Raw genomic sequence first — 15,151 nt, forward strand, 5'->3', positions numbered from 1 at the left:
ATCAGCGACCACCCACGATCGCGGTCGCCTTCCGTCCCGTGACACGGCCTGCCCCTGGAGGACCCAAAAGGAAAGGGCCTCCGACATAGGTCGGAGGCCCTTTCCGGGGGCAAAGCCCCCGGTACGACGGAAGAGTCGGCCTGTACGCCGGGTTCTGTCTCCCGGGCTGCTCGCGCGGCCCGGGGAGGCGGTCATCCATCTAGGGCTGCCGTTGCCGACAGCCTCGTGCGGTCTACCCGCGGACTCGGGCGAGCAGCCCTCGGTCATCCGCGCACGGTGCCCGGAGGCACCGATCTTGACCTTGCTCCAGGTGGGGTTTACCGAGCCGGCCGAGTCACCCCGGTCGCTGGTGGTCTCTTACACCACCGTTTCACCCTTACCCATCGCCGAAGCGGTGGGCGGTCTGTTCTCTGTGGCACTGTCCCGCGGGTCACCCCGGGTGGGCGTTACCCACCACCCTGCTCTGTGGAGCCCGGACGTTCCTCGGCGGGCCCCGAAGGACCCGTCGCGACCGCCCGGCCGGCTCTTCCGCCGTAGTGGTCATGGTAGCCGCTCGGGCGGGGCCTCCCGCACGGCGGGGCGGGCCGGGAGCGGGTCGCCGCCGAGGCGGGCGGCCACCCTGGTGGCGGTGCCGGTGGCCCAGGCGGTGGTGGTGACCAGCCCGAGGACGAGGATCGCGACGCCCAGCCCGGTCACGATCCACCAGCCGGCGTGGCTGGCCGGGGCGAAGCCGGTGGCGACCGGGCCGACCACGGCCGAGGTGACCACGGTGCCGATCACCGCGACACCGAGCGACTGGCCGACCTGCCGGCTGGTCGAGGCGACCGCCGCCGCGACGCCCGCCTGGGCCCGCGGCATCCCGGAGACGGCGGCGTTGGTGATCGGCGCGTTGACCATGCCGAAGCCGAACCCGAACAGCGCGTACGCGGCCAGCAGCAGGCCCGGCGGGGAGTCGGCGGTGAGCGTGGTGAGCAGCACCCCGCTGGCGGCGAGGCCGAGGCCGGCCGCGACCAGCGGGCCGCGCGGCCCCCGGCCGCCGACGATCCGGCCGGAGAGCGGTGCGCAGACCAGCATCATCCCGGCCATCGGCAGCGTCCACAGCCCCGCCTCGACCGGGCTGTAGTGCCGGACGTCCTGCAGGTAGAGGGTGTTGAGGAAGAGGAAGCCGCCGAGCGCGGCGAAGGCGCAGACGGCGGTGACGGTGGCACCGGTGAACGGCGCGCTGCGGAAGAAGCGCGGGTCGACCAAGGGCTCGGCGACCCGCAGCTCCCAGAACGGGAAGGCCGTCAGCGCGGCCAGCGCGGCCGCGCCGAGCCCGAGGATCAGCGGGGAGGTCCAGCCGTGCTCGGGGCCCTCGATGATCGCGGCGGTGCCGCAGCCGAGCAGCACCACCATCAGGAGCTGGCCGACCGGGTCCAGCCGGCGCGGCCGGGGGGAACGCGACTCGGGGACGTAGCGGGCGGTCAGCAGGCAGGCGGCCAGTCCGACCGGGACGTTGATCAGGAAGATCGCCTGCCAGCCGGCGCCGTCCACCAGGAATCCGCCGAGCAGGGGACCGAGGGCCATCGAGATGCCGACCACCCCGCCCCAGACGCCGATCGCCCGGGCCCGCTCGCGCGGTTCGGTGAAGGTGTTGGTGATGATCGACATCGCCACCGGGTTCAGCATCGAGCCGCCGACCGCCTGCACCGCCCGGAACACCACGAGCCACTGCAGGCTGGGCGCCAGGCTGCAGAGCAGCGAGCCGAGCACGAAGAGCAGCAGACCGGTCTGGAACACCCGGCGGCGGCCGAAGCGGTCGGCCACCGAGCCGAACAGCATCAGCAGCGAGGCCAGCACCAGGGTGTAGGCGTCGATGATCCACTGCAGGCCGGAGGCCGGGGCGTCGAAGTCCTTCTGGATCGCCGGGAGGGCGATGTTCACCACCGTGTTGTCGAGTCCGACGATGAACAGGCTCAGACAGCAGATCGCCAGGATCAGCTGCCTGCGGCGCCGGTCGGGGTCCGCGGACGGCGTACGGGGGGAGGTCGGTTCGGCCACGGGTCGATCCTCCCACCCGGGTGCCACCGGGCGGCGGCGGAACGGACCGTACGGGTGGCGCTGCGGGGCGGGGTGGGCCGCGGCCGACCGCACCGGAGTGGCCGCGGCGGACCGACCGCGGGGCCCGGACGGACTCAGACGGCGCCGAACCGGACCGTACCGGTGGCGGGGTCGGCCCGGGTCAGCCGGGCGGCGATCCGGCCGCCGAGCGGGAGCGCCCCGCCGGCCGCCGCCTCGCAGCGGGCCCGGACCGCGGGTTCGCGCAGTTGGACGGTGCCGCGGGCGGGCCGCTGCTCGTCCACGTCGATGACCACCGCGGGGAAGTCCTCGCCCTCCCGGCCGGCCAGCAGCTCCGCCTCCACGAGGTCGACGCAGGCCCGTTCGACCTCGGCCGAGCGGCGGTCCCCGGCCGCCATCAGGGCGGGGACCTCGGGCAGCGCCTCCCGGGCCCAGTCCGGCACGGACTCGCCGGCGGCCACGGCCGCGCAGACCTCCTGGGCGAAGCGGTCCCCGAGCCGGCGCAGCGGCGCGGTGCAGTGCGCGTAGGGCGCGGCCAGCGCGGCGTGCGCCGGATCCGCCGGGGCGGGCAGGCCCTGGGTCTCGTCGAAGGCCCGGTAGCCGGCCCCGCGCAGCAGGCCGGTGCACTCGTTGAGGAAGGCCGCGTGCAGCGGGGTGTCCGGGTCGAGGGAGCGGATGAGGTCCGGGTACGGGAGGTCCGGCGGCCAGTCGACGTCGAGCGCGCGGGCGGTGCGGCGCAGTCGCTCGAACGCGGCGGGGGGTGCGGCGGGCAGGGTGCGCAGCAGGCCGACCCCGGCGTCCAGCATCAGCTCCGCCGCGGCCATCCCGGTGAGCAGGGAGATCTGGGCGTTCCAGCCGTCGGCGGGGGTGAGCGCGCGGTAGCCGAGGACGTACCCGTGCAGGGTCTCCTCGATCTCCTGCTCGGGAACGGGCAGGCTGACCCCGCCGCGGGCCCGCTCGCGCTCCTCGCGGAGCCGGCCGACGACGGCGAGCAGGGCGAGCTGCTCGTCGGCGCCGCCGGCGTCCACGGCGCGCTGGACGTCGGTGTAGTCGAGCCGGCGGTGCGAGCGGACCAGGGCGCGGCGCAGGTCCGCGAGGACGACCCCGCCGTCGGCGTCCAGGTCGAGCTGCCAGAGCAGGGCCGGACGGGTCTCGCCGGGCAGCAGGCTGGCGGCGTCCTCGGAGAGCCGGGCCGGGTGCAGCGGGACGCGGTGGTCGGGGAAGTAGAGGGTCTGGACACGGCGGCGGGCCTCGGCGTCGATCGCACCGCCGGGGCGGACGAAGGCGGCGACGTCGGCGATCGCGTAGTGCACCCGGTAGCCGCCGCCGGGGCGGTGGGCCAGGTGCATGGCCTGGTCGAGGTCGCGGGAGCCGGGCGGGTCGACGGTGAAGAGCGGGAGGTCGGTCGCGTCGTACTCCGGCAGTCGCGGGGACTCGGCGGCCTGCTCGGCCTCCGCGAGGACGGCCTCCGGCCACTCGGTGCGGATCTCCAGGCGGGCGCGCAGCTCGGCCAGTTCGGCGTTGATCCGGGCGGAGTCGGCGGCCTTGACGCGCAGTTTTCGGCGTGGCATGCAGGCAGCGTAGGGCGAATCGGGTGATTCCGGGCGGAGGTCGGCGGCGGGCGCGCCGACCCCCGCCCGGGCCGAGCGCGCCGCCCGGGCACCGGCCGAGCGGCCCGACGGCTCGGCCACTCGACAACTCGGCCACTCGGCGGCTCAGCGGCCGAGCAGGGACCTGAGGTCCTTGGCCGCGGCGGCGACCGCGTCGTCGTAGCCGCCGGTGGCCAGCCGGAGCATGAAGGCGACGGCGCCGTCCGGGTGCGGGTCGGTGTAGGGCTCGGCGTTGTAGTCGAGGAAGAGCAGCATCGCCTCGAAGGCGGTGCGCTTGTTCCGGTCGATCAGCGGGTGGTTGCGGGCGAGGCTCTGGCCGAGGGCGACGGCCTTGGTCCAGAGGTCGGGGTAGGCGTCCCGGCCGAAGAGGCCCGCCTGCGGGCGGCCGAGGGCCGAGAGCAGGGCGCCGAGGTCACGGATGTTCTCCGGGCCGCCGGCGAGGTAGGTGACGTCCGCCAGGTCGAGGTATTCGACGTCGCGGCCGTCCGGCTGCCCGGTCACAGGTCCTTGAGTCTCTCCAGCGTCTCCGCGTTGGCCGCGCGGATCCGGGCGACCATGGCCACCCGGCGGTCCTCCCGGCTGGGGGTCGGCCGCTCGACCAGGGCCTCGGGCAGCTCCGACTGCCGCACGTCGAAGGCCAGCTCCGCGCGGTCCGGGCCGGGCGCCTCGGTCACCCGCACCCGGCCGGCCAGCACCGCCCGGGCCGCCGCCGCCACCGCGAACTCCAGGGCCAGCCTGGTCTGCGGCGGGAGGTCGGCGGGCAGCCGGACGGGCAGGGACTCCTCCACGGCGTCGTCGTCGCCGGGCACCAGGTCCAGGGGGCGCAGGGTCATCTCGTCACTCTCCTTCGGTGCCACGGTAGGCCGGGGGCGGGCCCGCGGCCCAGCGATTTCCGCAAGGGCTCGTAGGGTGGCCCGGACAACGGACTCGGAAGGGGGCCACAGCCGATGGGCACGGGCGCGGGAACAGGAACGGGAACAGGAACGGGCGCGGGAACGGTGGGGGACGCGGTGACCGGAGCGGTGCGGGTGACGGGCGCGGCGGTGGCCGGCGTCCTGGCGGCGACGGGGGCGCTGCACGCGCTCTGGACGGCGACGCCGTGGCCGGCGCGGTCACCGCGGGACTTCGCGGACACGGTGGTCGGCACGGGCGACGGCGTGCCCCCGGTGGCGGCCTGCCTCGCCGTGGCGGGACTGCTGGGGACGGCGGCGTACCTGGTGGGCGCGGAGGCCGGGGTGCTGCCGGCGGTGGGACCGCGGCGGGTCCGACGGGCCGGCGTCCGCGCGGTCGCGGGGGTGCTGCTGGCCCGCGGGGCGGCCGGGCCGGTGGCCTTCGGTGCGCGGAGCGGGCGGACGGCGCGGTTCAGGCGGTTGAACGTGCGGTACTACTCGCCGCTCTGCCTGGCGCTCGGCGCCGGGGCGGCCGTGGTCGCGGCGGCCCCCGGCGCGGACCGGCCCCAGGCAGCGCCGGGCGCGACCCCGGCGCGCACTCGCAGCGACCCCGGCGCGCACTCGCAGCGACCCCGGGCCCCGCACGCGGCGGGGTTACCCGCGGTCGGTCCCGTTTGCGTAGGGTGGCGGGGTTCGCCCGCCACAAAATGTTGAGGAGTCCGCTGTGCTGGTGCTGTTGCCGCCCTCGGAGGGCAAGGCCGCGTCCGGGGACGGAGTGCCGGTGGCGCTCGACGCGCTGTCGCTGCCCGGGCTGACGGCGGCGCGCGCGCAGGTGCTGGAGACCCTGGTCGCCCTCTGCCGCGGCGACGAGGAGACCGCCGCCGGGGTGCTCGGCCTGAGCCCCGGTCTGCGCGGCGAGGTCGCCCGGAACGCGGGCCTGCCGACGGCCGGCGCGCGGCCCGCCGGCGAGGTGTACACCGGCGTCCTGTTCGACAACCTCGGTCTGGCCACCCTGGACGCGGCCGCGTACGACCGGGCCGAGCGCTCGCTGCTGGTCTTCTCCGGCCTCTGGGGCGCCGTCCGGATCGGCGACCGGATCCCGCCCTACCGCTGCTCGATGGGCGTGAAGCTGCCCGGTCTCGGGGCGCTCGGCCCGTACTGGCGCGCCGCGACGGCCTCCGTGCTGCCCGAGGTGGCGGACGGCCTGGTGCTGGACCTGCGCAGCTCCGCCTACGCGGCGGCGTGGAAGCCGGCCGGTGAGGTGGTGACCCGGACGGCCACCGTGCGGGTGCTGCAGGAGCGCGACGGCAAGCGGTCCGTGGTGAGCCACTTCAACAAGGCCACCAAGGGCCGGCTGGTCCGCGACCTGCTGGTGGCGGGCGCCGAGCCGAAGACGCCCGGCGAGCTGGTGGACGCGCTGCTCGGGCTGGGGCACCGGGTGGAGGTCGCGGCCGAGGGCACGGCCCGCAAGCCGTGGCAGCTGGACGTCGTGGTCACCGAGATCCACTGATCCCGGATCCACCGAACCCGGATCCACCGAACCGCGTTCCACCGGCGGTCAGCGCAGGTGTCCGGTGTCGTTGAGCAGCCGCACCGAGGCGTTGCCGTCCGCGTAGTACTGGACGGCGCAGAGCGAGGCGGCGGACAGCTCCATCCGGTAGAGCGAGTCCGGCGGGGCCCCCAGCGCGAGCCGCACCAGCGTCTTGATCGGGCTGACGTGCGACACCACCAGGACGGTCCGGCCGTGGTGGCGGGCCAGGATCTTGTCCCGCGCGACGCCGACCCGGTGGGTGAGCGTGGCGAAGCTCTCGCCGCCGCCGGTCGGCTTGGCCTTGGCGGAGCCGAGCCAGGCGTCGAGGTCCTCCGGGTGGCGTTCCCGCACCTCGCCGAAGGTCAGCCCCTCCCACGCGCCGAAGTCCACCTCGCGCAGCCCGTCCTCGTAACGGACCTCCAGACCGAGCCGGGCGGCGACGGTCTCGGCGGTCTGCCGGGTGCGGAGCATCGGCGAGCTGACCACGGCCTGGACGGAGCCGCGCGCGACCAGCGCCTCGGCGACCCGCTCGGCCTGCCAGCGGCCCTTCTCGGAGAGTTCCGGGTCGCTGCCGCCGCTGCCGGAGAAGCGCTTCTGCGGGGTGAGGTGGGTCTCGCCGTGGCGGAGCAGGACGAAGGTGGTCGGCGTGCCGAGGTCGGCGGGGGCCGCCCAGCCGGCCTTGGGGGCGGTGGTCTCCAGCGGGGGCTCCTCGACGGCCGCGGGCCGCTCGGCCTTCGGCGCCTTCGGCTCCCACTGGCGGCCGGCCTTGCCCGCGTCCATCGCCTCGTTGGCCAGCCGGTCGGCGTCCTTGTTCCGCTCACGCGGGATCCAGGTGTACTTGACCTGACCGCGCGGCAGCACCGACCGGGCCTCGGCGGCGAGCGGCTGCATGTCGGGGTGCTTGATCTTCCAGCGCCCGGACATCTGCTCGACCACCAGCTTGGAGTCCATCCGGACGTCCACCGAGGCGTCCGGGTCGATCTCCCAGGCCGCCTTCAGGCCGGCGATCAGGCCCTTGTACTCGGCCACGTTGTTGGTGGCGTGACCGATGAACTCGGCGGCCTCGGCGATGATCAGGCCGGTGTCGCCGTCCCGGACCACCGCACCGTAGCCGGCCGGCCCCGGGTTGCCCCGGGAGCCGCCGTCGGCCTCGACGACGAACCTGCGCCCCGCCACCGGGTCAGATGCCCGAATCGGCGGTGCGCACCAGGATCCGGCCGCAGTTGTCGCAGCGGACGACGACGTCCTTGGGCTCGGCCTTGATGGCGTTCAGGTCGGAGACGGCGAACTCGACCCGGCAGCCCTCGCAGCGGCGCTGGTAGAGCCGGGCCGCGCCGACGCCGCCCTGCTGCTCGCGCAGCCGGGTGTAGAGCTTCAGCAGGTCGGCCGGGACGACGGCGACGACGGCCTCGCGGTCGCGCTTGACCTTCTCGGCCTCGGCGTCGATCTCGGCGAAGGCGGCGTCCCGGCGGGACTCGGCCTCCGTCAGCACGACCGTGGAGTGCTCCAGGCGCGCGGTCAGCTCGGTGACCCGGGTCTGGGCGGACTCCAGGCGCTCCATGATCTCCAGGACGACGTCCTCCAGGTCCCCCTGGCGCTTGGCCAGCGAGCCGATCTCGTGCTGGAGGTTCTCCAGGTCCCGCGGCGAGGTGATCGCGCCGGAGTCCAGGCGCTGCTGGTTGCGGGCGGAGCGGGCGCGGACCTGCTCGACGTCCTGCTCGGCCTTGGTCAGCTCACGGGTGGTGTCGCCGTGCTGGGCCTGGGCGGCCACCACGAGGTCCTTGAGCGCGGTGTGGTCGGCGGTGGCCTTGTCGATCTCGGCGTGCTCGGGCAGGCTGCGCCGCCGGTGGGCCAGCTGGTCGAGCTTCGAGTCGATGGCCTGGAGGTCGAGCAGGCGGATCTGGTCGGCGGGCGCGGCGTTCAAGCGGAGGGCTCCTGTGAATCGGGTCAGGCGGTGAAGGACATGGGGGCGTGCGCGGTCCACGGGTCGGTGACCCGGTGGGAGACCTTGGTCTCCACGGCCCAGCCCCGCTGCTCGGCGGCGCCGTGCAGCGCCCGCTCGGCCAGGGTGAGCCAGGGCCACTCGGTGGCCCAGTGCGCGGCGTCGACCAGCGCGACCGGCGCCGCCTCGGCGGCCTCGGACGCCGGGTGGTGGCGCAGGTCGGCGGTGACATAGGCGTCGACACCGGCCGCCCGCACCTCGGCGAGGAAGCTGTCACCGGAGCCGCCGCACACCGCGACCCGGCTGACCAGCCGGGCCGGGTCACCGGAGACCCGGACGCCGGCCGCGGTGGCCGGCAGGCCCTCGGCGACCCGGGCGGCGAACGCGGCGAGGGTCAGCGGGGGCTCCAGCAGGCCGATCCGCCCACTGCCGCGCCGGCCCAGCGGGTCCGTCGGGTCCGGCACCAGCGGGCCGGTGACCCGCAGCCCGACGGCCTCGGCCAGCGCGTCCGAGACGCCCGGGTCGGCGTGGTCGGCGTTGGTGTGCGCCACGTGCAGGGCGATGTCGTGGCGGATCAGCGTGTGCACGACCCGGCCCTTGAACGTGGTCGCCGCGACGCTGGTGGTGCCGCGCAGATAGAGGGGGTGGTGGGTGACCACCAGGTCGGCGCCCCACTCGACGGCCTCGTCGACGACCGCCTGCACGGGGTCGACGGCGAACAGCACGCGGCGGACCTCGGCCTGAGGGTCTCCGCAGACCAGGCCGACGGCGTCCCAGGACTCCGCCCACTGCGGCGGGTAGACCTCTTCGAGCGCGGTGATGACGTCGGACAGTTTCGGCACCTGTCGAGACTACCGTGCGCGCGGGGGCGCCCGGGCCCCCCGGGCCGGGCGCGGGGGCACGCGGGCGGGCGTCAACCTGTGGTTCCCGGCGTTCGAGCGGCCGCCGGGGCACCGTCGCGGCGGCTCGGCGGGGGCGGTCGGGGCGCCCGTGGGGGCCGGCGCGGGCCGGAACGCGGGCCGTGCGGGAGCCGCGGCCTCCCGCGTACGCGGGGGCGCCGCGCACAGCGGGTCGTTCGCACATATTCGAAACCGCACCCGGATCACCCTTACGAGTGAAGTGACCCGCTACGCGTTGAGCCCGCCCGGAAACCGAAAGTAACTTCACTTCTGCGAACGGGAGTTGCCTGGACCGGGGGGTCATGAGGGCACTCCGCCGACATGTGGGCCCAGGCAGGACGGGCCCGCGGCGGACGCGGCCGGGGGCCGCGCTCCCGTAATCAGGCCGTCGGCGTGCGCCGCGGGTGCCGGAGCAGTGGGCACCGGCGGGCGCCGGCCGAGACGAAGGGATGTGAGGGCGGATGGGGGCGGACACATCGCTGCGCACGGCCGGGGGGAACGGATCGGCGGGCCACCGGCCGGACGCGGCCGGCGGGTGGCCGGAGGTGGCACGGGCGGCACTGGCCGGCGCCGGGGGCCGGGGAGGCGACGACGACTGGCAGGTCTCCGTCGAGGGCTTCTGGTGCACGGCCAGGCCGGCCGCGGCGGAGCTGGCCGGGGAGGGCTGGAAGATCCACGTGAGCGCGGCGTCGGCGGTCGGCGGCGCCGTCCTGACCGCCGTCACCGAGGTACTGGCCGACGACCCGTGCACCTTCAAGTTCGCCGCCGGACGGGAACACCTGCACGAGATCAACTCGCGCAACAGCGACCGGGGTTCGGCGGGCAAGTTCATCACCGTCTACCCGCGGGGCGAGGAGCAGTTCCGGCGGCTGGCCGCCGCGTTGCACCGGGCGACGGACGGCATGCCCGGGCCGGTGGTGCTCTCCGACCGCCCCTACCGGCCCGGCAGCCGGGTGCACTACCGCTACGGCGCCTTCGCGGCGCGCGCCGAGCTGGGCAACGACGGCGGGTACCGGTCGATGCTGCGCGGGCCGGACGGCGAGCGGGTCGAGGACGTGCGCGGAGCCTCGTACCGCTGCCCGCCGTGGGCGCGCGACCCGCTGGCCGAAGGGTCCGGACCGGCGCGGGAGCGGGGCGGCGCGGCGGGCGGGCGCCCGGCGCAGGAGGGGCGCGGGCCCGGCACGGCCAGACCGGCGGCGCCCAGGCGCGGCTCCGGCGGGGTGCTGCTCGCCGGGCGGTACGCCGTCACCGGGGCGATCCGGCACAGCGCCAAGGGCGGTGTCTTCCTCGGGCGGGACACCGACGGCGGCGCCGAGGTCGTGGTCAAGCAGGCCCGCGCGCACATCGAGGTGGACCGGTCCGGCACCGACGCCCGGGCGGCGCTGCGGCACGAGGCCGCGCTGCTGGCGCGGCTGGAGGGACAGGACCTCGCGCCGCGACCGGTCGAGCTGATCGAGCAGGACGACTCGCTGTTCCTGGTGCAGGAACGAATCGCCGGGCAGCCGCTCGGCAGCTGGGTGGCGGCCCGGCTGCGCCGCGACGGCAGCCCCGACGTGGACTGGGCCGAGGCCGGGCCGCTGGCGCACGCGCTGCTCGACCTGGTCGAGCGGGTGCACGGGCTGGGGCTGGTCCTGCGGGACCTCTCCCCCGGCAACGTGCTGGTGCGGCCGGACGGGTCGCTGCGGCTGGTCGACCTGGAGCTGGCCGCCGAGGCCGGCCGGGCGGCGGGCTCGGCCGGCACCCCCGGCTACCGGGCCCCCGAGCAGGGCCCGGGGCGGCTCGCCCTGGTCACGGACGGCGCGGCCGGCCCCGGCGCAGGTCGCTCCGGCGCGGGCCGGTCGGTGTGGGCCGGAGCGACCTGCGCCGGTCCGGGGCGGGACGCGCTCGGCCGGGACGTCCTGACCGGCAGCCGCGTGATCCCGGACGGCACCTGTGTGGCCGAGCCGGCGGCCGACCTGTACGCGCTCGGCGGACTGCTCTTCCTGCTCGCGACCGGCCACGACCCGCTCCTGCCCGAGGATCTTCCGTCGGCCCGGCCGGTCGCCGACCGGCTCGGCCGCTGGCTGGCCCTCGCCGCCCGCTCGGGCGACACCGCGCGGCGGCTCGCGCCGGTGGTGCTGGGGCTGCGGGCCGAGGCGCCGGACCAGCGGTGGAGCCTCTGCCGCGCCCGGTACGCCCTGACCGGCGCCCCGGCGGAGACGGCCGGCCGACGGGACACGGAGACCCGGCAGGACACCGGGGTCTCCCGGGACACCGAGACCTCGCGGGACACCGGGGTCTCCCGGGACACCCAGACCTCGCGGGACACCGGGGTCTCCCGGGACACCCAGACCTCGCGGGACACCGGCCCGACACGGGCGGCCGGGCCGACCGCGGCCCCGGCGGCGGACGGCCCGACCGGGGCCACCGCCCTCGTCGACCGGGTGCTGCGGGACGGGCTGCGCCACCTCTCCCTGACCGCGACGCCGCTGCGGCGGGACCGGCTCTGGCCCGCCGTCCCGGCCGGGCAGTGGTCCGACCCGTGCAATGTGCAGCACGGCGCCGCCGGCGTGCTCGCCCTGCTCGCCCGGGCGGCCCTGACGGACGGACTGCCCGACGAGGTCCGGGCGGAGTCCCGCCGGACGGCGCGGACGGCCGTCGAGTGGATCGAGCGCCGGTGCGCCGCCGAACCGGTCGTCCTGCCGGGGCTGCACTTCGGCCGCTCGGGCGCCGCCTGGGCCCTGGTGGACGCCGCCGAGGCACTGGCGGACCGCGCGCTGGCCGAGCGCGCCGCCGCCCTCGCCCGCCGGATAGCCGTCGCATGGCCCAATCCGGACGTCTGCCACGGCGCGGCCGGCGCGGGCTTCCTGCACCTGCGCTTCGCCGCCGGCACCCCGGCGACCGCGTCGCCGGGCGGCGGGGAGTTCCTGGACCGGGCCGCCCGCTGCGGGCACGGCCTGCTGGCCGCCGCCCGGTCCACACCGGAGGGCGTGGTCTGGCCGGTGCCGAAGGAGTTCGACTCGGCGCTCGCCGGGATCACCCATCTCGGGTTCGCCCACGGGGTCGCCGGCGTCGGCGCCTTCCTGCTGGCCGCCGCCGGGGCCACCGGCGACCGGGCGCTGCTCGACGGCGCGGCCGAGGCCGGGCGCACGCTGGCCGCCACCGTCCGCCGGGAGCCCGGCGGACGCTACGGCGGCCGGCACCGCGGGCCGTTCGACGGTCCGAACGACGGGTGGTACGGCGAGGGGATCGCGGCCGGCGGTGACGCCGACAGCCGCTGGACGGCCTGGTGGGCGCAGGGCGCGGGCGACCCGGACCACGTCCGGCTGGCGCACTGGTGCAGCGGGTCCTCCGGCGCGGGCACCTTCCTGCTCCGGCTCTGGCAGGCCACCGGTGACGACACCGCGCGCGAACTCGCCCTCGCCGCCGGCCGGGCCGTCCTGGCCGGACGCTGGCACTGCGGCGTCAGCGCCTGCCACGGCCTGGCCGGCAACGGGGAGTACCTGCTGGATCTGGCCGGGGCCACCGGCGAGCCGGAGTTCCGCACCGGCGCCGAGGAGTTGGCCCAGCTGATCGCCGCCAGGTCGGCGCTGCGCGACGGCCTGCTGGTGCTGCCCGACGAGACCGGCACCGGCTGCGCGGCCGCGTACGGGACGGGCACCGCGGGCGCGCTGGCCTTCCTGCTGCGCCTGCGCCACGGCGGCCCCCGGCTCTGGGTCGACCCGGTGCCGCCCACCGGGGCCGGCGAACCGCGGACCGGTACCGAACCGGCTCCGACGACCGGGCCGCGGCCCGACCCCGACCCCGACCTGCCGCCGGAAACCGACAGGGTGAGTCCCTCGTGAACGTGGCCGTCCGCTCCGCGACGCAGGCCCTGCGCCGCCTCAGCTTCACCTTCGCCACCGACGGCGGCCACGCCGCCTGCCTCGCCTCCGCCGCCGACGGCGGCTGGTACGCGGAGAGTTGGGCGCTGCCGGCCTCCGGTCCGGCCACGCCGACCGCGCTGCCACTGCCCGGCAACCGCTCCGAGAGCCTGCGGTGCCAACTGATCGCCCTGCCGGACGGCTCGGTACTGGTCTGCCGGCACGACGGCGAGCGGCACGACCTGGTGGTGCTCCGCGCCGGCGCACCGGGCAGCGAACCGGCCACCGTGGAAACGCCGCTGGCCACCCTGCGCCGGCCCGGGCTGCGGCTGCTGCCGGTTCCGGCCGCGGCGGCCCCCGGGGGCACCCGCACCCCGGTCGCGTTGGCGCTGGGCACCGACACCCGGCCGGGCACCACCGCCTGGCTGGTGTACGCCGACGGCGGCGAACCCCGCCAGGTCGCCGAGATCCCCGGCCTGCACGGCGGCGGCGTCTGGCTGGACCGCGCCGGAGCCCTGCTGGCGCTGGACCGGGTCGACGCGGGCATCGTCCGCACCGTCGTCCTCGACCTGCGCACCGGCGCGGTCACCCCGCTGCTGGAGATCGGCGAGCGCAGCAACGACCGGCTGGTCCTGTTCGACCCGGAGAGCCGCTTCGCGATGGTGCGCAGCGACGCCCCCGGGGCCGACCGGCTGGGCTGGGGGGTGCTGGGCGGCGGCCAGCCGTTGCGGTTCCCCGAGTGTCTGCACGTGGCGGGCATGTTCCTGCGACCGGTCGCGCTGCACGCCACCCCGGAGGGGGCCCGGGTGGTCGTCCAGATCGACCACGGCGCCGGCTCCGCGCTGGCCCTGTGGCGACCGACCGCCGGACGGCTGGACCCCCTGCCGGTGCCCCCCGGGCGGTTCGGCGCGGTCGGGCACTGGTCGGCGGCGGGGCTGCGGCTGCCGTACTCCTCGCCCGAGCACCCCGCCGCACTGGCCACCCTGGACGTGGACACGCTGCTGGCGAACGGCCCGACCGCCGTGGCCCCCGGCCCGGTGCCGCTGCCACTGCAGTTGGCGCCGCTCGGCTCCGGACTGCCCGGCCCCTGGCGGGACACCGTCCTGCCCTGGCGGCCCGGCGGCCCGCGGGTCTCCCGTACCCCACCCCCCGGCTGGCGGCTGGACGGCAGCACCCCGCCCGGGGACGGCGGGCGCTGGCACTCCGCGCAGAGCATCGAACTCGCCGGCCCGGCCGGGCCGTTGGAGGCCGTGGTGTACGGCGGGGACGCCTGGCTGAGCAGCCCGCACCTGGTCCTCGCCCTGCACGGCGGCCCGGCCGACGCCTGGCGGCTGGAGTTCGACCCGGCCCTGCAGCGGATGGCGGCCGGCGGCCTGGCCGTGATCGCCCCGAACCAACGCGGCTCCACCGGCTACGGGGTGGCGCACGCGATGGCCATCCGGGGCGCCTGGGGCGGGCCGGACCTCGACGACGTCCTGTACCTGCTGGACGGCATCGCGGGCCAGCGCGCCGCGCTCGGCCTGGAGCCCCCCGCCCTGTTCGGCGTCAGCTACGGCGCGTTCCTCGCACTGCTGGCGGCCGCGCACGCGCCCGCCGAGCAGGTCGCGCGGTGCGCGGTGGTCGCGCCCTTCCTGTCCGGCGCCCGGCTGCTCGCCGAAGCCGCCTCCCCGGTCCGGGCGTTGACCACCCGGCTGGGCGGCGGCGAGCCGATCGCCGACGCCCGCGGCCCGCGCGACGTCCTCCAGCTCGCGCACCGCCTCCGCGCGCCCCTGCTGATGGTGCACGGGGACCGGGACGAGGTCGTCCCGGTCAGCCAGTCCCGTTCGCTGCGCCACGAGTTGCTGCGGATCGGGCGGACCGAGGGCGCCGACTTCCGGTACGTGGAGGCGGCCGGGGCCGGACACGAGGTACTCGCCGAGGACGGCGCCGCCGTGCTGCACGAGCTGCTGGCCGGCTTCCTGCGCACCGGCCGGCCGGGCTAGCGGCCCGGCCCACAGACTCCCGGGCCCGACGGCCCGGGGCGTGACCCGCGACGGTGGATGGAGGCCGTCGCGGGGAGCACACCCGACGCCCGTACCGCAGATCGCGGCGGGCGGAACACCCAGGGGAGGAACCGATCATGGAGAACATGGTGGACTTCGAGACCGACCTCGCGGCGCTCCAGGAGCTGCCCGAGACCGAGTCCGTCGAGCTGACCGGCCACGGCGGCGGCTGCCAGTACACCTGCCTGATCCTGACCTGTCTGATCTTCACGATCAGCTAGTCGCGGGGCCGGTCGACCGGTGAACCGCGGGCGCCCGCACCCCCCCGGCCGCCCCCCCGGGGCCGGCCCCCCCCCAGCCCCAGCCGGGGCCGCAGCCCCCCCGGCGGACCCCCCGC

12 protein-coding genes and 1 other RNA gene are annotated in these 15,151 nt (G+C 76.7%); 5 read left to right on the forward strand and 8 right to left on the reverse strand.

The window, feature by feature from the left end; genetic code table 11:
• Window positions 1–127 precede the first annotated feature (127 nt).
• From rnpB to ACFXHB_RS24900, 5 genes are all read right to left on the reverse strand, one after another.
• Window positions 128–527, reverse strand: an RNA gene (gene rnpB / locus ACFXHB_RS24880) — RNase P RNA component class A.
• Window positions 528–540: 13 nt separating this feature from the next.
• Window positions 541–2,040, reverse strand: coding sequence for an MFS transporter (locus tag ACFXHB_RS24885; protein WP_380576823.1), 1,500 nt, complete (start codon window positions 2,038–2,040; stop codon window positions 541–543).
• A gap of 134 nt (window positions 2,041–2,174) precedes the next feature.
• On the reverse strand, window positions 2,175–3,629 hold the full coding sequence (locus tag ACFXHB_RS24890) for an RNB domain-containing ribonuclease (RefSeq protein ID WP_380576824.1): 1,455 nt from the start codon (window positions 3,627–3,629) through the stop codon (window positions 2,175–2,177).
• Between the two features lie 144 nt (window positions 3,630–3,773).
• Window positions 3,774–4,169, reverse strand: coding sequence for a type II toxin-antitoxin system death-on-curing family toxin (locus ACFXHB_RS24895; protein ID WP_380576825.1), 396 nt, complete (start codon window positions 4,167–4,169; stop codon window positions 3,774–3,776).
• On the reverse strand, window positions 4,166–4,501 hold the full coding sequence (locus tag ACFXHB_RS24900; protein ID WP_380576826.1) for a hypothetical protein: 336 nt from the start codon (window positions 4,499–4,501) through the stop codon (window positions 4,166–4,168). Before ACFXHB_RS24900 ends, ACFXHB_RS24895 begins: the two co-directional genes overlap by 4 nt.
• Before the next feature lie 177 nt (window positions 4,502–4,678).
• On the opposite strand from ACFXHB_RS24900, the gene ACFXHB_RS24905 reads away from it, so the two are divergent.
• Both ACFXHB_RS24905 and yaaA read left to right on the forward strand, forming a co-directional pair.
• On the forward strand, window positions 4,679–5,272 hold the full coding sequence (locus ACFXHB_RS24905) for a DUF3995 domain-containing protein (protein WP_380576827.1): 594 nt from the start codon (window positions 4,679–4,681) through the stop codon (window positions 5,270–5,272).
• 10 nt (window positions 5,273–5,282) lie between these two features.
• Window positions 5,283–6,068, forward strand: a complete 786-nt coding sequence (yaaA, locus tag ACFXHB_RS24910) for a peroxide stress protein YaaA (protein ID WP_380576828.1) — start codon at window positions 5,283–5,285, stop codon at window positions 6,066–6,068.
• 48 nt (window positions 6,069–6,116) lie between these two features.
• Here yaaA and ACFXHB_RS24915 read toward each other — a convergent pair whose 3' ends face one another.
• Genes ACFXHB_RS24915 through ACFXHB_RS24925 form a run of 3 tightly spaced genes read right to left on the reverse strand, consistent with a single transcriptional unit; the run spans window position 6,117 to window position 8,873 of the window.
• Window positions 6,117–7,265 carry a bifunctional RNase H/acid phosphatase gene (locus tag ACFXHB_RS24915; RefSeq protein WP_380576829.1) on the reverse strand — a complete coding sequence of 383 codons (1,149 nt, stop codon included), beginning with the start codon at window positions 7,263–7,265 and terminating at the stop codon, window positions 6,117–6,119.
• 4 nt (window positions 7,266–7,269) lie between these two features.
• Window positions 7,270–8,013 (reverse strand): zinc ribbon domain-containing protein, encoded by a 744-nt coding sequence (locus ACFXHB_RS24920; RefSeq protein WP_380576830.1) that lies wholly within the window; start codon window positions 8,011–8,013, stop codon window positions 7,270–7,272.
• A 23-nt stretch (window positions 8,014–8,036) separates the two neighbouring features.
• Window positions 8,037–8,873: a Nif3-like dinuclear metal center hexameric protein gene (locus ACFXHB_RS24925; protein WP_380576831.1), complete on the reverse strand. Its 837-nt coding sequence runs from the start codon at window positions 8,871–8,873 to the stop codon at window positions 8,037–8,039.
• A gap of 518 nt (window positions 8,874–9,391) precedes the next feature.
• On the opposite strand from ACFXHB_RS24925, the gene ACFXHB_RS24930 reads away from it, so the two are divergent.
• From ACFXHB_RS24930 to ACFXHB_RS24940, 3 genes are all read left to right on the forward strand, one after another.
• Window positions 9,392–12,754, forward strand: a complete 3,363-nt coding sequence (locus ACFXHB_RS24930; protein ID WP_380576832.1) for a lanthionine synthetase LanC family protein — start codon at window positions 9,392–9,394, stop codon at window positions 12,752–12,754.
• Entirely contained in the window at window positions 12,751–14,754 is a 2,004-nt protein-coding gene (locus tag ACFXHB_RS24935) for an alpha/beta hydrolase family protein (protein ID WP_380576833.1), read from the forward strand. The genes ACFXHB_RS24930 and ACFXHB_RS24935 overlap by 4 nt, the downstream gene beginning before the upstream one ends.
• A 137-nt stretch (window positions 14,755–14,891) precedes the next feature.
• Window positions 14,892–15,035, forward strand: coding sequence for a VenA family class IV lanthipeptide (locus ACFXHB_RS24940; protein WP_153882823.1), 144 nt, complete (start codon window positions 14,892–14,894; stop codon window positions 15,033–15,035).
• Window positions 15,036–15,151 lie beyond the last annotated feature (116 nt).

This window comes from Kitasatospora sp. NPDC059327, assembly GCF_042752535.1.
Classification (GTDB): domain Bacteria; phylum Actinomycetota; class Actinomycetes; order Streptomycetales; family Streptomycetaceae; genus Kitasatospora.